This is a genomic window from Streptomyces sp. NPDC090798 (genome assembly GCF_044768965.1).
Lineage (GTDB): Bacteria > Actinomycetota > Actinomycetes > Streptomycetales > Streptomycetaceae > Streptomyces.
Map to the genome: position 1 here is coordinate 855,781 of NZ_JBIVXA010000001.1, position 17,756 is coordinate 873,536.

The window sequence follows — 17,756 nt, forward strand, 5'->3', positions numbered from 1 at the left end:
AGATGTGGTGCGCGTGCTGATGTGGCGCGTGTACTGGCATGTTCGATATTTCGAACGAAGTTCGCGGCCTTGGGTGTGCGGGGCCTGGGTGGTACGCCGGTACGAAGCCGTCAGGTAACTCCGTACCGGCGTACGGCTCGGGGGACTACGGCTTCAGCAGGACCTTTCCGACCTTGGGGTCGCCGGACCCCACCAACTCGATGGCCTGCGGGAACTCGGCGAGCGGCAGCTCGTGCGTGACCAGCGGCAACGGACTGAGCAGCCCCGCCCCGAAGACCCGCACGGTGTGCGCCCAGGCCGCCGGCGGCGCCCCGAACACGGTGTGCACCTCCAGCTGCCGTACGACGAGATCGGTGGGATCGAGCCCCTCCGCGCCGGGCGCCGGGATCCCCGTGAGGACGAGGCGTCCGCCGCGCCTCAGCAGGGAGGCGGCGGTGCGCGCGGCGGACGCGGACCCGGCGGTCTCGATCACGACGTCGAAGTCGTCGGGGAGTTCCTGGTCCTTCGTGCGGAAGTCGGTGGCGCCGAAGTCCTTCGACAGCGCCGCCCGGTCGGGCCGGGTCCCGACCACGAGCAGCTCCGCCGGAGAGTTCGCCTTCAGGAACTGGACCGCGAACATCCCGAGCGTGCCGGTCCCGACCACCGCGACCCGCTCACCGGGCCGGGCGTCGGCCTTCAGCGCGGCGGCCGCGACGCAGGCGGCGGGCTCCAGGAGGGCCGCCGCCGTCAGGTCGGCGTCGTCCGGCAGTACGTGCAGCAGCCGGGCCGGGAGGGTCAGCGTGGTCGCCATCGCACCCGGCTGGGTGAACCCGGTCTCCTCGTACCCCGCCGTGCACAACGTTGTCTCGCCCGCGTGGCAGCGGTCGCAGACCTGGCAGTTGCGGAAGCCCTCACCGACGACCTTGCGCCCGACGATCGACTCCGGCACCCCGGCCCCGACCGCCTCGACGGTCCCCGACCACTCGTGGCCGGGCGTGAGCGGATAGCGGACGTACCCGTCAGGACGGTTCCCCTGGTAGACCTCACGGTCGCTGCCGCAGATCCCCACGGCGTGCACCCGCACCAGGGCCTCACCGGCGCCCGGCCGCACCGGCTCGTGCTCGATCAGCCGGTGCTCGCCCGGCGCCTCGATGACGACCGCGGTGCTCACTGCGACCCCTTGGGCCTGCGCTGCTCCCAGCCGTCGGCCCACAGGTCGAAACGGGCCTGCTGCTGCGGGAACTCGGCCGCCGCGTCGACGTCCAGCTCGACGCCGAGACCGGGCTCGTGGGACAGCTCGAAGTAGCCGTCGACGACCTGCGGGGCGCCCTTCACGACCTTCTTGATCTCCGCGTCCGCGAAGTCGTTGAAGTGTTCGAGGATCTTGAAGTTGGGGGAGGTGAAGCCGACTTGGAGGGAGGCGGCGGTGAGGACGGGGCCACCGACGTTGTGCGGCGCGACGAGGACGTAGTGCGCCTCGGCGGTGGCGGCCAGCTTCCGTGTCTCCCAGATGCCGCCGATGTGACCGACGTCGGGCTGGATGATGTCCACGGCCTGGCTCTCGAAGAGCTCGCGGAACTCGATGCGGTCGTGGATGCGCTCACCGGTCGCGACCGGGATGTCCACCTTGGCGGCGACCTTCTCCAGGGCCTTCAGGTTCTCCGGCGGGACCGGCTCCTCCAGCCACGCGGGCTTGAAGGGCGCGAGCTCGCGGGCGAGCCGGACGGCGGTGGAAGGGGAGAACCGTCCGTGCATCTCCAGCATCAACTCGGCCTCGGGGCCGATCGCGTCGCGCACGGCCTCGATGAGCGAGACGGAGTAGAGCGTGGCCTCGTGGTCGAGCTCGAAGTGCCCGGTCCCGAAGGGGTCGATCTTCAGCGCCCTGTACCCGCGCGCCACGACCTCCTGGGCGGCCTTGTGGTAGGCCTCCGGAGTTCGCTCGGTCGTGTACCACCCATTGGCGTAGGCCTTCACCTTGTCGGTGACCTTGCCACCGAGCAGCTGCCAGACGGGGACGCCGAGGGCCTTGCCCTTGATGTCCCAGCAGGCCATCTCGATGACCGCGATGCCGGACATCACGATCTCGCCGGCGCGCCCGTAGTCGCCGTACTTCATCCGTCGGACGAGGTCCTCGACAGCGAACGGGTCGGAACCGAGAATGTGATTGGCCTCCGCCTCTCGCAGATAGCCGATCAGCGCGTCGGTGTGGCCCAGCATGCGGGTCTCGCCGACTCCGGTCAGGCCCTCGTCGGTGTGCACCTGGACGTACGTCAGGTTGCGCCAGGGCGTCCCGACCACGTGTGTGCTGATTCCCGTGATGCGCACGGCAGTTGCCCCCTGTGCTCTTGCGACTCTGTTCGAAATTTCGTCACACGTTCGAAATGCTGGCGTGACAGTAAGGACGTGGCCCCGGAGGTGTCAATGGGTCGAACGGAACGGTCGGCGACGGATTTTGCCGGTATGCCTCGGCTCGTCGCGCGCGCGATGGTGTGAACGGGGTGCGGGGCGCGCCGGAACAGGTGGTTCCCTACATAACTTTCACAGCTGTGACTATGAACGTTACCTGTGAGGAACTTAGTCTTCCGGCGTCATGGACTACTGCGACCCGTGCCGACGGCACCTCAACGGCGCCCTTGCCTGCCCGGGGTGCGGCACCTCCGCCGAACAGCTGCGCACACATGCGGAGCAGACCGACATGCGTGCCGGAACGGGCGCGGGGGCGGTCGATGCCGGTGTCGACTCGTTGCACGAGGGCGACAACGACGTCGAGGATTACGGCGAGGACGACGACGAGGACGAAGGGGACGGCGAGGGGGAGCGGTCCGGGCGGGCCGCTGCCCGACGGCGGAACCGTGGGCGTGGACGAGGCCGGGGCCGGGACTCGGAGGGTCCTGGTGGTTCGGGCGGTGCGAGCCGGCGGGACCGGAAGGCCGCGGCGCACCGTCGTCGGCGGCGTCGGGTGCTGCTCGTCGCCGCGGGGTTCGTGCTGGCGGCGGGTGGGCTGAGCCTCGCGGAGCTCGGCATAGACGGGCCTGGGCTGTTGCCGCGGCCGGCCGCGGCCGGGGGTGAGTCGGTGGACGGGTCGGCGACCTCGGACGCCGGGACGGCGCGGCCGATCGGCGACAAGGGTTCGTCCGGTAGTACGTCCGCTGCGACGGCCTCTCCGGACGCGTCGGCGTCTCCCTCCGCTTCCAAGTCCGCCAAGGACGACAAGTCCAAGGACGACAAGAAGAAGGACACGCAGGAGCAGTCGGCCACGGCGGGTACGGGTGTGGTGCCGTCCGCGACGTCCGGCCCCGTGTCCTCGACTCCGCCGAAGTCGTCGCCCACGCCGACGGCCGCGCCGACCTCGGCCGCGCCGTCGCCGTCGCCCTCGCCTTCAAAGTGCAACCGGTTCCTCTGGTGGTGCACGTAGGGGTTCCTCGCCCCCGCCGCGGTTCTTCTTCGGCTGCGGCGGGTGGGGGCTTGTCGCGCAGTTCCCCGCGCCCCTGAGACGGGGCTTCGCCCCGAGCTTTCACCCGCGGCCGAGAACTACGGCGTGAGCATTCTCTGGAGGAGGTCCCGGAGGGACAGGCGCTCCTCGGTGGAGAGGCCCGCCAGGGGCTCGCGGGCGAAGTTGAGCGCGTCGCGGAGGGAGCGTGCGACACGCCGGCCCTCCTCCGTCGTCGCGGCCAGCTTCACACGGCGGTCGGACGGGTCGGGGCGCCGCTCGACCAGGCCCCGCGCCTCCAGCCGGTCCACGATCCCGGTCACGTTCGACGGCTCGCACTTCAGCTTCTGGGCGAGCCGCCGCATCGGCAGCGGCTCCAGGGAGAGCAGGCTCAGAAGTCGCGCCTGCGCCCCGGTCAGCGCATGCTCGGCGGCAGCGTCCTCGTACTCCTCGTGATAGCGGGCCACGACCGTGCCGATGAGGCCCACGACCTCAAGGGTCAGCGGGTCGATACGGGGTGTTCTTCGCGTGGCCATGGGCTCCAGGTTACCGCGTTACTTGACATCATGAAATATCTAGGAGCATGGTTGTTTCAGGTACTGAAGTATTAGAGCCGTAGTCGCACGTACCCGTGCATGCACGCAGGAAGGGCACCCCCTCATGACCGAGACCCAGCTCCCCGCCGTCAACCGCGAATGGCACCTGGTCAGCCGCCCGGTCGGCTGGCCGAAGCCCGAGGACTTCGCCCTGGTCGAGGCCGAGGTCCCGCAGCCGGGGGAGGGCCAGGTCCTCGTACGGAACGCGTACGTGTCCGTCGACCCGTACATGCGCGGCCGTATGAGCGCCGCCAAGTCCTACGTCGCCCCCTTCGAGCTGGGCAAGGTCATGCAGGGTGGCGCGGTCGGTGAGGTCATCGCCTCCAACGCCGAGGGCGTCGAGGTCGGCGACCACCTCCTGCACTTCTTCGGCTGGCGCGAACTCGCCGTCGTGGACGCCAAGCAGGCCGTCAAGGTGGACCCGGAGGCCGCGCCGCTGTCGACGTACCTCGGCGTCCTCGGCATGACCGGACTCACCGCCTACGCGGGCCTCCTGCGCACCGCCTCCTTCAAGGAGGGCGACTCCGTCTTCGTGTCGGGTGCGGCCGGCGCCGTCGGCAGCCAGGTCGGGCAGATCGCCAAGCTCAAGGGCGCCTCGCGCGTCATCGGCTCCGCCGGGTCCGACGACAAGGTCAAGCTGCTCATCGAGGAGTACGGCTTCGACGCCGCCTTCAACTACAAGAACGGGCCGGTCGGCGAGCAGCTGCGCGCCGCCGCCCCCGACGGCGTCGACGTCTACTTCGACAACGTCGGTGGTGACCACCTGGAGGCGGCCATCGGCCAGCTCAACCGGGACGGCCGCATCGCCGTCTGCGGCGCGATCTCCGTCTACAACAGCACCGAGCCCGTCCCCGGCCCGAAGAACCTCGCCCGTCTCATCCAGACCCGCGGCCGCATCGAGGGCTTCCTGGTCGGTGACCACTACGACCTGCAGCCGCAGTTCGTGCAGGAGGTCGGCGCCTGGGTCCGCTCCGGCGAGCTCAAGTACAGCGAGACGGTCGTCGAGGGCATCGAGAACAACCTGGAGGCGTTCTTCGGCGTCCTGCGCGGCGACAACGTCGGCAAGATGATCGTCAAGCTCTGACCTTCCGGCCTCCGGGAAGGTACCGGGAAGGCTGTCGCTGGACTTCCGGCATACGGTAACTTCTTTCCGAAGTCGTCGCGATCGTGGGCGCGAGTCGCGGCGGACCAAGGAGGAACACACCGTATGTCCATCCAGCAGACCGATGTCCTCTACACCGCCGTCGCCACCGCCGAGAACGGTCGCGGCGGCCGGGTCGCCACCGACGACGGCAGGCTCGACGTCGTCGTGAACCCGCCCAAGGAGATGGGCGGAAGCGGCGCCGGGACCAACCCGGAACAGCTCTTCGCCGCCGGGTACAGCGCCTGTTTCCAGGGCGCCCTCGGCGTCGTGGCCCGCCAGGAGAACGCCGACGTCTCCGGCTCGACCGTCACCGCGAAGGTCGGCATCGGCAAGAACGAGGACGGGTTCGGGATCATCGTGGAGATCTCCGCGACGATTCCGAATGTGGACCCGGCCGCCGCGCGGGGCCTTCTCGAGAAGGCCCACGAGGTCTGCCCCTACTCGAAGGCGACCCGCGGCAACATCACCGTGACGCTCGTCTGACGGCGCTCGTTGTACGGGGCGGAGGCCGCACCCTAGGACGTGGGGTGCGGCCTCCGTCTGTCGTGAGAGACGGTCGGCAGTGTCCTACGAGACGGTCAGCAGTGCCCTTCCCACCTGGGGGAACTCCCCCTTGGGGTGGTCGCGGAAGAGCGGTTCCGTACCGAAGAGCACGGCATGCGGACCGCTGACGACAGCGGCCCGGCCGCCGGCGGCCGTAGGCCCTCCCGTCCCGTCGGCCAGCGGGCGCCAGTGGCCGGAGACGAGCGGATTGCCCGGCGCGTACGCCTGCTCGACGCGCACCCCGGGGCCGAGATCGGTGAACCAGACCGGCGCGTAGACGAAGCCGTGGTCGGGCGCGTCCGCGGTGAGCGGCCCGCCCGAATTCACCACCCGCACCACACCGTTGGCGTCACCGTTGCCCTCCACCGGCCGCACCGCCAGCAGCCCGGCCGCCGAGTTGAGCGCGGCTCCGACGGCTCCGCGGCCGACGAGACCGTGAGTGTGGAGGAAGGTGTCCAGCGCCGCCCGCGCTCCCGCGTTCAAACGGGCGTGGTCGAGCCCCGACGACACGAACAGCGCCTGCACCGTGGACCAGTCGAAGCCCGCGTTCAGGACGGCCGTCGACACCGGCACGACGTCGAACTTCATCTCCCGCAGCGCGAAGAGCTCACCCGGGGTGACGGCCGCGGCGACGCGGACGCGGTGCAGAGGAGTTCCCCGCCCGCCCCCGGTCGCCTTCGTCGCATCGAAGGCCACGTCGTACGTACGGGCGAGATCGGCGGCCCGCGCCCGCGCCGAGCCCGGCACGACGACACCGCCGTCCGCGAGCTGCCGTACCGAAACCCTCTGCTGGAGAAGGGAGTTGAGGGCGGCGATCTCCTGCGGGGTGTCGAGACGCAGACGCAGATCGCCGCGCGGGGCGACGTACCCGACCTGTGCGGCGGCTTCGACCCGGCGGGCGGCCACGGCCGACAACCCCCCGCTCCGTACGGGCACGACCGTCGCACCCCACAACCGCCCCAGACTCCAGCCCGAGATGTCGTACATCACCGACACCTTGTCACTGATGTCCCGCCCGTCGGCCAGCATCACATTGGCCAGACCGCGTTTGGGCTGGTGCAGGTCGACGACGTACGAACCCTTCGCGTACGACCGTCCGGCCAGCCGGAAGTCACGGGTCGCGCGCGTGACGCGGACGTCGTTGGCAAGGAGGTGGTCGACGAGGCGGGCGGCGGCCGTCGCCGAACGCTGGGCGCCGCCCGCCGGGATCACGTAGGCACGCGGGAAGTCGGTCGTGTAGACGTCCTCGGGACCGATGCCCGGCACCCCCGGCACGGTTTCCGCCGAGACCGGCACCTGGGCCGCGCCCGTCGCGCCACGCCGGAAGACCTCGATCTGGTCGGCGATGATCGAGGCGCGGTGGTTCTGGGCGTAGGCGAGGGTCGCGCGCATGGCCGCGCCGGCCACGTCCACGTTGATGGCGGCCCTGCGCCGGAGTTCGGCCACGGGCAGGGTGTCGTACGCCGAGTCGTTCACCGTCAGCGGGATCTCCACGGTGTGCGCGGCGACCGCGCCGTGGAACGCCTGGTACTGGGGAGTGAAGATCGGCGGCCAGTCGTCCCAGCCCTCCTGCTGGTCGCGGAAGGGGATCTGGACGGGCTCGACACCGTCCTTCGCGGGGGTGTGGCCGAGGCCGTTGACGGCGGCCTCCATGCCGAGGGCGTTGGCGTAGGTGTTCTTGAGGAAGAGGTCGTACTCGTAGTTCTCGCCGTGCGGCGGGGTCGTCGGCTCGATCAGGGTGCCGTTGACGTACCCGTGCAGGTCGAGCATCACGGCCGGCTGCTTGTCGATGGCGATCTGGCGGATCGCGCGCGTCTCGGGCTGCGAGGCGGTGATGAAGTCCCGGTTCAGATCGAAGCCGTTGGCGTTGGCGCGGGTGCCCGCGATCCGGCCGTCCGGGTTCGCCGTGATGTTGAAGTAGAGACGGTTGTGGGCGAGGAGGTCGCTCGTCCGAGCGTCCTTCGCGCTCGCGAGCCGCTCGATGAGCCCGAGGGCGGCGTCGGTGCCCTCCCACTCGTTGCCGTGGATGTTGTTGTCGAAGAAGACCGGTGTCTTGTACGACGCCTTGACGGCCGGGTCCTTCGCCGCCGCCCGCGGCGCGTTCTCGATCAGCTCGCGCATCCGCTCCTGGCCGAGGGACTGGCGGGCGGACTCCGGGGCGGTGACGGTGACCAGATAGAGCCGGTGACCGCCGGCCGAGCGGCCCGCGACCTCCACGCTGACACGGTCGCCGAGCTGTTGAAGCGCGTTCAGCTTCGGGGCGATGGCGTGGTACGGGGTGAGGCCCAGCTTGATGGACTTGTCCGCCGGGTTCTCCGGATCGGGGGAGAGGACCTGCTCACGCGGATAGCCACGGCGGGTGGAGTCGAGGCCGGAGTCGGACAGGTCGGTGACGGGACTGGTGAGGGCGTTGCGGGCGGCGTTCGCCGGAGCCTTGGCGGCACCCTGCGGCTGGTCCGCCCCTTCGCGGACGGGGGGTTCGCGGTCCGCGGTGGCGCTGTGCGGGGCGAGGAGAAGCGATCCGGTCGCGGCGGTGAGGACAGTGGCGATCAGGACGGGTCTCGGTAGGCGCACGCGTCGTACCTCCGGTGGGGGGCCTGAGATCGGTACGGGTCGGTAGGACGTACGGGGTCGATAGGGCGTACGGGTCGGTAGGGCGAGGTGTACCTGTTCGACTCTTCCGCAACAAGAGGGCGTTGGGGCCGCGGTGGCCCCGCTGGACGCCATGGATGCCACGGATGGGGCATCGCCGACGGGCGGGAGGGGGCATGCTGAGGCCATAGGACGCCACAGGAGGCCGGCGGGCGGGTCCAGGTGGCGAGGTGCCGTGCGTGGCCAGGAGGGCTCATGTCCCCGATTCCGTCGCTTCCCAGCATCCCCAGCATCCCCAGCAGGGATGACGTGCTGCGCGTGGCGCGCAGCACGACCGACATCACCGGCCAACTCCTCGACACGGCCGGGAACATCACCAGAATCGCCCTCAACACCTTCGACCCCCGGGACGGGTCGGGGGCGGAGGCGCTGCGTGTGCTCCGGGAGACGACGGCGGAGCTGGCGGAGGCGAGCGCGTCTCCGCAGGCGCAGGAGGCGTTCTACCGGATCGTGGACACGCTGACGCGGCTCGGGACGACCGGGGCGCCGCTCGCGGTGCATCCCGTGAGCCGGCCCGCGCAGGCGTTGCTGGCCGCGCTGGGGGACAGTCTGCTGCCGATCCTCGACGCGGTGGAGCCCGCGGTGCAGGAGGCGGCGGACGCGTTGGGGGACCTGATGGAGGCGGGGTCGCCGTTACTGCCCGCGGTGGCCGGGGTGGCGGCGGGGGCGTTGCTCGCGTTGACGCCGGTGATACGGGCGGCGGCGGACGTGTTGCGCGACTCGTCGCCCGAACTCCGCCGTATCGCCGACGCGTTGACTTCAGCCCTGGCTCCTTTGCTGCCGCTTCAGGTGGCGCTGGCCGAGCGGGCGGCAGCGGCGGGGGTGGGGGTGGTGCGGGCCGCGCTGCCGCCGCTCGCCGACCTCACGGAGGCGGCGGCGGCCACGACGAACGCGGTGCGGCCGGTGCTGGTCGCCGGCGAGGAGTTCCTGGTCTCCGGCCTCGAACACCTACAGCCCCTGCTCCTGGCGTCGGCGTCACGGACGGGGCGGGTGGCTCGGGCGGTGGCGGTGCGGGTGTCCGCGGCGGTGTCGCCTGCGGCGGAGCGGGGGCTTGTGGTGGCGGTGACTCCGACGTAGCCGGGTCTCCGCCTCCCGCCTTCCGCCTCCCGCCTTCGGCCGCAGGCCGGCGGGGGCGGGGGCTGCGCCCCCACATCCCCCGCCCACCCGGATTCGTTCGGCCGCGGCCCGGTGGGGGCTGGTCGCGCAGTTCCCCGCGCCCCTAGGGGACCCGGGTGGGCGCTGTGCGCGTCTTTCAGCCTGTCCGGCGATTGAGGACGAGGCCGTTCAGGCCGACGGGGGTCCGGGGCGCAGCCCCGGCGGGGTGGAAGGGGCGGAGCCCCTGGGATGGGACGGGTAGGGGCGGCGGGGGCGAGGAAACCGCCGGTAAAGTTCGGGGTATGCGTGATCTCGGGGCGGGGTTCGGTTATCTCATACAGGGCCAGCGATGGGTGGCACGGCACGGGAAGCAGTACGGATTCGGACTGCTGCCGGGCCTGATCACCCTCGTGCTGTACGCCGCAGCGCTCGTCACCCTCGCCCTGTACGGCGAGGACTTCGTCACCTGGTCCACCCCCTTCGCCGATGACTGGTCCACCCCCTGGCCGGCCCTCTTCCGCGGCTTCCTCACCGTCGTACTCTTCGCCCTCGCCCTCCTCCTCGCCGTCCTCACCTTCACCGCCGTCACCCTCCTCATCGGCCAGCCCTTCTACGAGTCCCTCTCGGAGACGGTCGACAGGGACGTCTCCCCGGACGGCACGGCCCCGGAGTCGGGCCTCCCGCTCTGGCGCGAGCTGTGGATCTCCGCGCGAGACAGCCTCCGCATCCTCGTGCGGGCCGCCGTCTGGGGCGTCCTCCTCTTCGCCCTCGGCTTCCTCCCGTTCATCGGCCAGACCGTCGTCCCCGTGCTCGGCTTCTTCGTCACCGGCTTCTTCCTCACGGAGGAACTGACCGCGGTCGCCCTCCAGCGCCGGGGCGTCGACCTCCGCGACCGCCTCACCCTGCTCCGCTCCCGCAAGACGCTGGTCTGGGGCTTCGGCACCCCGCTGGGCCTCGCCTTCCTGGTCCCGTTCGTCGCCGTCTTCCTGATGCCGGGCGCGGTCGCGGGCGCCACACTGATGGCCCGCGACCTGCTGGAGGAGGAAACGGGCGACCCGGACGACGACCACGACAACCACGGCAACCACGACGACCACGAACAACGCACCGCCGCGTGACCGGGACCCTCGCCCTGGCCGTCATCACGGTCCTCGTCGTTATCGCCCCGTCCCCCCGATGGCCACCGTCACGATCGCCCGCACCTGGGCGATGATGTCCAGCCGGTTCTGAACGAACTCGGGGTCCGTGACGGTCCCCGTCGCCGGGTCCGTGTTACCCGTGCCGAACTGCAGTACGGGCGTGTGGACATGCCCGCCGGGCAGGCTGTCGTGCAGTCCGAGGCGGTCGCGCAGCAACGTCGCGCGATAGGCGATCTCGTTGGAGAGATAGTCCCCGCCGCCCCCGGCGCGCGCCGTCGAACCCGGGGTCGGCCCGTCGGGGCGTACGACCGGATCGGTGCCTCCCGCCGGGATCTCGGTCACCGAGGTGTGGTCGTACACGGGGAAACGGCCCGTGGCCGCGGCCACGATCCGCGCGTAGGGGAGCGTCGTCGACGTCCATTGCGGCTGCGAGGCCGGGTCGGTGACGGGGACCGTCTCGGTGCGGGAGACGTTCTCGTTGTCCGGGAAGCCGCCCCGCCAGGCCCCGTTGGTCCGCTCCACGTCGAAACGGCCGACGCGGCCCTGGCTCACCGTGGTGAACAGATCCACGCGCGGGAGCTGGCGGCGCAGCGTCCGCTCCACCGTGCCCTCGGCGAAGTCCTGCCAGCGGACCGGGAACACGGCGGTCTCGATGCGCGCCGGGCCGTCCGCGGTCTGGATCGTCGTGCCGTCCAGGGCGAGGGCGGTGGCCCCGGACGGGTTGGAGATCCGGACGTCGCGGTCCAGCGTGAACGGGTCGAACCCGGTGAGCAGGATCCGCTTCACGCCCTTGGCGCGCGGATAGCGGATGGCGTTCTCGCCGCGCGAGTTCTCCTCCAACTCGTCCAGCAGTCCGGCGCGTTGTGCGTCGGTGAGACCGAACTCGGGCTCCCACTGCCGTATTTCGCGCGTCATGCCCAGCCGCGCCCAGTACAGCGGCCGGTCGTCGTCCCGGCTCAGGTCGCCGCCCGCGGGGCCCCGCCCCTGCGCCCGGTCGACGGCCCGCTGCCACAGCCGTGCCCCCTGCCGTACGACGACACGCTCGGCCTGCCCGAACGAGCCCGCCCGCTCCAGCGCCCGCGCGAACCCGGGGGCCACCGTGTCGAATCCGGAGCGCCGCAGGATCTCCTGGGGAGCGGCCTGGTCGAGGCGCTGTTCCTCGACGGTGGCGGGGGCCGCCGCTGCCGCCGACGCGGTGGGCGCCGCGGCCAGGCCGCCCACCAGGGCCAGCCCGAGTACGCCTATGCCGATCCGAACGCGTATGTATGTCAAGGGAGTTCATGCCTTCCGTCGCCGCGGGGTGCTGCCGGACGGCCGCAGTATCGCGTGACGGAGGGGACGTACGCCATGAGGTGTGGCACCGGCGGCCGAAGCGGCTCGAGCGGCCCGGGCGGCGGGTGGCTCAGGCGGGCAGGCGGGTTGCCGCCTCCCGCAGTGCCCCCAGGAACGCCTGCGCCGCCGGTCCCAGTGACCGGCCCCGCACCGTCGCCGCGTACACCGCCCGCGCCGGTGCCTCCTCGTCGCGTACCGGAAGCAGCGCGATGTCCGGGCGTACGGACTCGGCGGCGAGCGCCGGGACCAGGGTCACCCCGAGCCCGGCGGCGACGTACCCCTGCTTGGCCGTCCACTCGGCCACGACGTGTGCGACGCGCGGGCGGAAGCCGTGCCGCAGGGCCGCGTCCAGAAGGGTGCCCTCGGGGCGGGCGGAGCCGGATATCCAGTCGGCGTCGGCGAGTTGGGGGAGGCGGACGGAGGGCTCGGCGGCGAGCGGATGGTCGGTGGGGACGGCGACGTACAGGGACTCGTCGAGGAGGTGGTGCAGGGTGTACGGGTCCAGCGGGGCGCGGCCCGTCGTGGAGACGATCGCCAGGTCGAGGCCGCCCGCGGAGAGCCGCTCCAGGAGCACGGGCGTCAGGCCCTCCTCGCGGGTGAGCCGCACCCCCGGATGGCGCCCGCGGAACGCGGCGATGGCACGGGGTACGAGCGCGGCGTCGGCCGTGGCGAACGCGCCGAAGCGCAGCCGGCCGACCGCGACCCGTCGCAGCGCGGCCAGTTCGCGGTTCGCGCCGTGCAGCCGCTCGACCACCGCCTCGGCGTGCGGCACGAGGACCCGTCCGGCCTCCGTCAGCCGTACGCCCCGGGGCAGCCGGTCGAAGAGCGGGGCCCCGCCGAGCGCCGACTCCAATGAGGAGATCTGCCGGGACACCGCGGACTGCGTCCAGCCGAGGGCCCGCGCGGCCACCGTGAACGAACCGTGCCGGGCGACCTCCAGGAAGACCCGTAGCCAGGTGGTGGAGAGGTCGGGTACGGCATGCGGGTTGAGCATGAGAGCCATGCTAGACATTCGCTTGTCGCATCACGTGTGCCCGCCTAGCGTCGAAGGCATGGAAAAGATCGCATTCCTCGGGCTCGGGCACATGGGCGCCGCGATGGCGGGCCGACTCCTTGCCGCGGGATTCCCGCTGACCGTCTGGAACCGCACCGCCGAGAAGGCCGAGCCGCTGGTCGCCAAGGGCGCCACCCTCGCCGCGTCCCCGGCCGAGGCCGTACGGGACGCGGACGTGGTGATCACCATGCTCGCCAACCCGGCCGCGCTCGACGCGGTCGCGGACGCCATCGTGCCGGAGCTGCGCAAGGGCACCACCTGGGTGGAGATGTCGACCGTCGGCCCCGACGTGGTCAAGGAACTCGCCGCCCGGATCGGGGAGGGCGTGACGTTCCTCGACGCGCCCGTGGCGGGCAGCACCGACAAGGCGGCCGCCGGGCAGCTCGGCATCCTCGCGGGCGGCGATGTGTCGGGCGTCGAGCAGGTGCTCGCCCACCTCGGCACCGTCACCCGCACCGGCCCGCTCGGCTCCGGCGCCGCCCTCAAGCTCATCGTCAACACGGCCCTGCTCGGCGGGGTCGCCCTCGTCGCCGAGACCATGGCCCTCGCGGACAAGCTCGGTATCGACGAGAACGTGGCGCGCACCGCGCTCACGAACGGCCCGCTCGGCGGCGCCGCCGGCCGCGCCTTCGCCGAGGACGTGTACTTCGCCACCGCGCTCGCCGCCAAGGACGTCGCCCTCGCCACGAAGGTCGCCGAACTCCCCGTACTCGAAGCGGTGTCGGAGCACTTCAAGCGCGCCGCCGCCGATCCCGACGTCGCCGGCGCGGACATCGCGAAGGCCGTCGAACGCATCCGCCGCTCCGCCTGAGAGGGCCTCCCATGCAGATCACGTTCGACAACCCGCCGTCGGCGCCGGGGCCCGCCAACGGCTACTACTCCCAGGTCGCACGGGTCGAACTGCCGGGCGCGGGGGCCCTGTTGTACCTCTCCGGACAGGTCGCGGACGGCGCCGACCTCGCCGAACAGAGCCGCGGTGTCTTCGAGACCATCGACGCCCTGCTGGGGGCGCACGGGGCGGGCCTGGCGGACGTCATCAACATCCGTACGTATCTGACGGACATCACCCAACTCCCCGCCTACGGTGCCGTACGCGCCCAGTACCTCACCGGCGCCCCGCCCACCAGCATGACCTTCGAGGTCTCCCGTCTCTTCAAGCCGGAGGCGCTCATCGAGATCGAGGTCGTGGCCGCCGTACCGGCCGTACCGGCCCCGCGTGACGCACACGGGCCGGAGTGATCCCTTCCGGGTGATACTGCCGCCCATGAAGGCAGCGAACCTGGGCGTCCTCTTCCTCATCGAACTCGGCGCCCTCGCGGCCGTCGGGTACTGGGGCTTCACCCGCGACGCGGCGACGCCGCTGACCTGGCTCCTCGGCCTGGGCGCCCCGGCCGTACTCATCACGCTGTGGGCGCTGTTCGGCTCGCAGAAGGCGTCGTACAAGACGCGCGGCGCGGTCCGCGCAGGGTTCGAACTGCTCTGGTTCGGGGCCGGCGTGGCCGCGCTGGCCCTCGCCGGGGCCTACGGGTGGGCGATCGCCTTCGCCGCCGTCTGCGCGGCGAGCAAGACGCTGGCCGTCGTCTGGCGCCAGTAGCAGGGGAGTTCAGCCCTCGCCCAGCAATGCCAGAAAGTCCCGGAACGCCCCCGGCATGTCCACCGACTCCGGGTCCAGGAGCCACTGGAACTGGAGGCCGTCCATCACCGCCACCAGCAGCGGAGCGGTGCGTTCCGGCGTGAGCCCGTTCGGCAGCCGCTCCCCGTACTCGGCGCGCAGGACCGCCGCCATGCTCGCGCGCACCCGCGCGTACCGCTCGGTGAAGTACTCGCGCGCCGGATGCCCCTCGGTGACGCTCTCGCCGAGCAGCGCCGAGAACGTCTGGATGATCCCGGGCCGCATGGCGTTGTACTCGACCAGTGAGGCGAGCAGGTCGACCCGCCACCGGGTGTCGGGCACGGCGTCCCACTGGTCCCGCTCCTTGAGCACCGCGACGAGCAGCGCGTCCTTCGTCGGGAAGTAGTGCAGCAGCCCCTGCTGGGTCAGCCCCACGCGCTCCGCGACCGACGCCATGCTCGCGCCCCGGTAGCCGCGCTCGGCGATCACCTCCAGGGCCGCCCGGACGATCTCGGCGCGCCGCTCCTCACTTCTGGCCCTGGTGCTCATGGCGTCACCGTACGGCATGCGCACCCGCTCAATATAACGAAGAAATAACGAAACCTACTGCCCTACAGGCAATGGATGCAGGATGGACGCACGGAACGGACTCAATGAGGAGGCACCGCGATGGCGGGAACGCGCACACCGGCCGACGAGGCCCGCGAGGCGGTCGTCGAGGCGGCACTCGGCAAGCTGGACCTGGACGCGAAGACGAGGCTGCTCGCCGGGCAGGACATGTGGTCGCTGCCCGCGCTGCCCGAGATCGGCCTCAAGTCGCTCGTCATGTCCGACGGCCCGATCGGTGTCCGCGGCGTCCACTGGACCGCCGACGACCCGTCGATCGCGCTCCCCTCACCGACCGCGCTCGCCGCCACCTGGGACCCTGGCCTCGCCCGCCGGGCCGGTGTCCTGCTCGCCCAGGAGGCCCGCCGCAAGCAGGTCCACGTCCTGCTCGCGCCCACCGTCAACCTGCACCGCTCCCCGCTCGGCGGCCGTCACTTCGAGGCGTACAGCGAGGACCCGTACCTGACCGGCGAGATCGGCTCCGGCTATGTCCAGGGCGTCCAGTCGGGCGGCGTCGGCACCACCGTCAAGCACTTCGTCGCCAACGACGCCGAGACCGACCGCTTCACGGTGAACAACCTGCTCTCCGAACGCGCCCTGCGCGAGCTGTACCTGGCGCCCTTCGAGGCGATCGTCGCCAACGCCCACCCCTGGGGCATCATGACCGCCTACAACTCGGTCAACGGCACCACGATGACCGAGCACCACCACCTCGTGAACGAGATCCTGCGCGGCGAGTGGGGCTTCGACGGCTTCAACGTCTCCGACTGGACCGCCGCCCGCGCCACGGCCGGCGCCATCGAGGGCGGCCTCGACGTCGCCATGCCCGGCCCCCGGACCGTGTACGGGGAGGCGCTCGCCGCCGCCGTCCGCGCGGGCGAGGTCGAGGAGGCCAAGGTCGACGAGGCCGTCCGCAACGTCCTGCGGCTCGCCGCCCGCGTCGGCATCCTGGAGGGCGCCGAGCCGGTCGTCCCCGAACCGCCCCAGGCCGTGGACGGCGAGGCCCTGGCCCGCGAGATCGCCCGCCGCTCCTTCGTCCTCGTGCGCAACGAAGGGGCTCTTCCGCTCGGGGAAGGGCATGGCGAAGGGCCCGGCGAAGGGCACAAGGTCGCCCTGATCGGTGCCGCCGCCCGCGACGCCCGCGTCCTCGGCGGCGGCTCCGCCACCGTCTTCCCCTCCCGGGTCGTCCCGCCCCTCGACGGCCTCACCGCCGCCCTCCCCGAGGGCAGCCTCACGTACGCGGTCGGCGCCGACCCGAACGAGGAACTCGCCGTCGCCGACAAGGGGTTCACCCTGCGGGCCGTCTGCCGCGACCGGGCCGGCACGGTCATCGGCACCGGCTCCGTCCCGGGCGGCCAGATCCAGTGGATGGGTAACGACCTCCCCGAGGGCGTCACCCACGCCACTCTCCACAGCGTCGAGCTGACCGGCACCTTCACCCCGCGCGAGAGCGGCACCCACACCCTCGGTATCAAGGGCCTCGGCGCGTTCACGCTCACCGTCGACGGCACGGTCCACTTCGACGGCATCCAGCGCAGCACGGCGGACGACCCCTTCGAGGCGTTCTTCGGCGCCCCCGTCGAGCGTGCCCAGGTGGATCTCGTCGCCGGTGAGACGTACGGGGTGGCGCTGCGGCACGTCATCGTCGTGCCCGAGGGCGCGCCGCTGAAGATGATCGGCTTCGCGCTCGCCCACCAGGACCCGCGCCGCGACCCCGACGAACTCATCGCCGAGGCCGTCGAAGCCGCCCGCGCCGCCGACACCGCCGTCGTCGTGGTCGCCACCACCGACCGCGTCGAGTCCGAGGGCTTCGACCGCAAGAACCTCCGACTGCCCGGCCGTCAGGACGAGTTGGTGCACGCCGTCGCCGCCGCCAACCCCCACACCGTCGTGGTCGTCAACGCCGGTTCCCCGGTCGAGCTGCCGTGGCGCGAGGAGGTCGCGGCGGTACTCCTCAGCTGGTTCCCCGGCCAGGAAGGCGGCGCCGCCCTCGCCGACGTCCTCACGGGCGCCCACGAGCCCGGCGGCCGGCTGCCCACCACCTGGGGCTCCCTCACGGCCGCCCCGGTCTCCCAAGTGGTCCCGGCCGACGGCGAACTCCCCTACACCGAGGGCGTGTTCATCGGCTACCGCGCCTGGGAGAAGGAGGGCAGGACCCCCTCGTACGCCTTCGGACACGGCCTCGGCTACACCGACTGGACGTACGAGTCGATCGAGCTCGGCGGCGACGGCGACGGCGGTTCCGGTTCGGGTACGACGGCCACGGTCCGTGTCCGCAACTCCGGTGCGCGTCCCGGGCGCGAGGTCGTCCAGGTCTATCTGGCGCCCGTCGAGGCCGACGCCGAGCGTCCGGCCCGATGGCTCGCCGCCTTCGCGGGCGTCGAGGCGGGCCCCGGCGAGAGCGTCGACGTCGTCCTCGTACTCCCGCGCCGGGCCTTCGAGGTCTGGGACGAGAGCACCGGAGCCTGGGTGTTTGTGAAGGGTTCGTACGAGGTTGCGGCGGGTCGCTCGATCAGCGACCGTCGGGTCGCGGGGACGATTAACGTCTGACGCGGGACGAGTCCACCCCGAGCA

Annotated in this window: 16 protein-coding genes; 9 read left to right on the plus strand and 7 right to left on the minus strand. The window is 71.7% G+C overall.

The window, feature by feature from the left end; genetic code table 11:
• Positions 1 to 145: 145 nt before the first annotated feature.
• Positions 146 to 1,150 (minus strand): zinc-binding dehydrogenase, encoded by a 1,005-nt coding sequence (locus ACIQTP_RS03910; protein WP_403395930.1) that lies wholly within the window; start codon positions 1,148 to 1,150, stop codon positions 146 to 148.
• The gene (locus tag ACIQTP_RS03915; protein WP_403395932.1) at positions 1,147 to 2,304 is read right to left on the minus strand and encodes a mandelate racemase/muconate lactonizing enzyme family protein; all 1,158 of its coding nucleotides are present in this window, start codon (positions 2,302 to 2,304) and stop codon (positions 1,147 to 1,149) included. Before ACIQTP_RS03915 ends, ACIQTP_RS03910 begins: the two co-directional genes overlap by 4 nt.
• Positions 2,305 to 2,569: 265 nt before the next feature.
• On the opposite strand from ACIQTP_RS03915, the gene ACIQTP_RS03920 reads away from it, so the two are divergent.
• Positions 2,570 to 3,394 (plus strand): hypothetical protein, encoded by an 825-nt coding sequence (locus tag ACIQTP_RS03920; RefSeq protein ID WP_403395934.1) that lies wholly within the window; start codon positions 2,570 to 2,572, stop codon positions 3,392 to 3,394.
• A 116-nt stretch (positions 3,395 to 3,510) separates the two neighbouring features.
• Here ACIQTP_RS03920 and ACIQTP_RS03925 read toward each other — a convergent pair whose 3' ends face one another.
• Entirely contained in the window at positions 3,511 to 3,945 is a 435-nt protein-coding gene (locus ACIQTP_RS03925) for a MarR family winged helix-turn-helix transcriptional regulator (RefSeq protein WP_403395935.1), read from the minus strand.
• Between the two features lie 124 nt (positions 3,946 to 4,069).
• Between ACIQTP_RS03925 and ACIQTP_RS03930 the strand changes: the two genes are divergently transcribed.
• Both ACIQTP_RS03930 and ACIQTP_RS03935 read left to right on the plus strand, forming a co-directional pair.
• Positions 4,070 to 5,089 (plus strand): NADP-dependent oxidoreductase, encoded by a 1,020-nt coding sequence (locus ACIQTP_RS03930; RefSeq protein ID WP_403395937.1) that lies wholly within the window; start codon positions 4,070 to 4,072, stop codon positions 5,087 to 5,089.
• Between the two features lie 123 nt (positions 5,090 to 5,212).
• Positions 5,213 to 5,632, plus strand: coding sequence for an organic hydroperoxide resistance protein (locus ACIQTP_RS03935; RefSeq protein WP_403395939.1), 420 nt, complete (start codon positions 5,213 to 5,215; stop codon positions 5,630 to 5,632).
• An 84-nt stretch (positions 5,633 to 5,716) separates the two neighbouring features.
• Here the strand turns inward: ACIQTP_RS03935 and ACIQTP_RS03940 are convergent, their stop codons facing one another.
• Complete coding sequence (locus ACIQTP_RS03940; RefSeq protein WP_403395941.1) at positions 5,717 to 8,266, minus strand: M14 family zinc carboxypeptidase; 2,550 nt, start codon at positions 8,264 to 8,266, stop codon at positions 5,717 to 5,719.
• 273 nt (positions 8,267 to 8,539) lie between these two features.
• On the opposite strand from ACIQTP_RS03940, the gene ACIQTP_RS03945 reads away from it, so the two are divergent.
• Together ACIQTP_RS03945 and ACIQTP_RS03950 are read left to right on the plus strand one after the other, a co-directional pair.
• Complete coding sequence (locus tag ACIQTP_RS03945; protein WP_403395943.1) at positions 8,540 to 9,421, plus strand: hypothetical protein; 882 nt, start codon at positions 8,540 to 8,542, stop codon at positions 9,419 to 9,421.
• A gap of 320 nt (positions 9,422 to 9,741) precedes the next feature.
• Positions 9,742 to 10,557, plus strand: a complete 816-nt coding sequence (locus ACIQTP_RS03950; protein WP_403395946.1) for an EI24 domain-containing protein — start codon at positions 9,742 to 9,744, stop codon at positions 10,555 to 10,557.
• Between the two features lie 39 nt (positions 10,558 to 10,596).
• Here the strand turns inward: ACIQTP_RS03950 and ACIQTP_RS03955 are convergent, their stop codons facing one another.
• On the minus strand, positions 10,597 to 11,850 hold the full coding sequence (locus ACIQTP_RS03955) for a pyroglutamyl peptidase (RefSeq protein ID WP_403395948.1): 1,254 nt from the start codon (positions 11,848 to 11,850) through the stop codon (positions 10,597 to 10,599).
• A 130-nt stretch (positions 11,851 to 11,980) separates the two neighbouring features.
• Positions 11,981 to 12,913 carry a LysR family transcriptional regulator gene (locus ACIQTP_RS03960; RefSeq protein ID WP_403395950.1) on the minus strand — a complete coding sequence of 311 codons (933 nt, stop codon included), beginning with the start codon at positions 12,911 to 12,913 and terminating at the stop codon, positions 11,981 to 11,983.
• 49 nt (positions 12,914 to 12,962) lie between these two features.
• On the opposite strand from ACIQTP_RS03960, the gene ACIQTP_RS03965 reads away from it, so the two are divergent.
• Genes ACIQTP_RS03965 through ACIQTP_RS03975 form a run of 3 tightly spaced genes read left to right on the plus strand, consistent with a single transcriptional unit; the run spans position 12,963 to position 14,558 of the window.
• Entirely contained in the window at positions 12,963 to 13,775 is an 813-nt protein-coding gene (locus ACIQTP_RS03965; RefSeq protein WP_403395952.1) for an NAD(P)-dependent oxidoreductase, read from the plus strand.
• An 11-nt stretch (positions 13,776 to 13,786) separates the two neighbouring features.
• Entirely contained in the window at positions 13,787 to 14,203 is a 417-nt protein-coding gene (locus ACIQTP_RS03970) for a RidA family protein (RefSeq protein WP_403395954.1), read from the plus strand.
• Between the two features lie 25 nt (positions 14,204 to 14,228).
• Complete coding sequence (locus ACIQTP_RS03975; protein ID WP_403395956.1) at positions 14,229 to 14,558, plus strand: YrdB family protein; 330 nt, start codon at positions 14,229 to 14,231, stop codon at positions 14,556 to 14,558.
• Between the two features lie 9 nt (positions 14,559 to 14,567).
• Here the strand turns inward: ACIQTP_RS03975 and ACIQTP_RS03980 are convergent, their stop codons facing one another.
• On the minus strand, positions 14,568 to 15,143 hold the full coding sequence (locus ACIQTP_RS03980; RefSeq protein WP_403396099.1) for a TetR/AcrR family transcriptional regulator: 576 nt from the start codon (positions 15,141 to 15,143) through the stop codon (positions 14,568 to 14,570).
• A gap of 102 nt (positions 15,144 to 15,245) precedes the next feature.
• Between ACIQTP_RS03980 and ACIQTP_RS03985 the strand changes: the two genes are divergently transcribed.
• Positions 15,246 to 17,732, plus strand: coding sequence for a glycoside hydrolase family 3 protein (locus tag ACIQTP_RS03985; protein ID WP_403395958.1), 2,487 nt, complete (start codon positions 15,246 to 15,248; stop codon positions 17,730 to 17,732).
• The last annotated feature ends 24 nt before the right edge of the window (positions 17,733 to 17,756 follow it).

What these genes read in the sequence shown, in the direction of transcription:
- ACIQTP_RS03920 (WP_403395934.1), top strand. Translation starts at nt 2,570, where the DNA reads ATGGACTACTGCGACCCGTGCCGACGGCACCTCAACGGCGCCCTTGCC.
- ACIQTP_RS03925 (WP_403395935.1), bottom strand. Translation starts at nt 3,945, where the DNA reads ATGGCCACGCGAAGAACACCCCGTATCGACCCGCTGACCCTTGAGGTC.
- ACIQTP_RS03930 (WP_403395937.1), top strand. Translation starts at nt 4,070, where the DNA reads ATGACCGAGACCCAGCTCCCCGCCGTCAACCGCGAATGGCACCTGGTC.
- ACIQTP_RS03935 (WP_403395939.1), top strand. Translation starts at nt 5,213, where the DNA reads ATGTCCATCCAGCAGACCGATGTCCTCTACACCGCCGTCGCCACCGCC.
- ACIQTP_RS03945 (WP_403395943.1), top strand. Translation starts at nt 8,540, where the DNA reads ATGTCCCCGATTCCGTCGCTTCCCAGCATCCCCAGCATCCCCAGCAGG.
- ACIQTP_RS03950 (WP_403395946.1), top strand. Translation starts at nt 9,742, where the DNA reads ATGCGTGATCTCGGGGCGGGGTTCGGTTATCTCATACAGGGCCAGCGA.
- ACIQTP_RS03960 (WP_403395950.1), bottom strand. Translation starts at nt 12,913, where the DNA reads ATGGCTCTCATGCTCAACCCGCATGCCGTACCCGACCTCTCCACCACC.
- ACIQTP_RS03965 (WP_403395952.1), top strand. Translation starts at nt 12,963, where the DNA reads ATGGAAAAGATCGCATTCCTCGGGCTCGGGCACATGGGCGCCGCGATG.
- ACIQTP_RS03970 (WP_403395954.1), top strand. Translation starts at nt 13,787, where the DNA reads ATGCAGATCACGTTCGACAACCCGCCGTCGGCGCCGGGGCCCGCCAAC.
- ACIQTP_RS03975 (WP_403395956.1), top strand. Translation starts at nt 14,229, where the DNA reads ATGAAGGCAGCGAACCTGGGCGTCCTCTTCCTCATCGAACTCGGCGCC.
- ACIQTP_RS03980 (WP_403396099.1), bottom strand. Translation starts at nt 15,143, where the DNA reads ATGCCGTACGGTGACGCCATGAGCACCAGGGCCAGAAGTGAGGAGCGG.
- ACIQTP_RS03985 (WP_403395958.1), top strand. Translation starts at nt 15,246, where the DNA reads ATGGCGGGAACGCGCACACCGGCCGACGAGGCCCGCGAGGCGGTCGTC.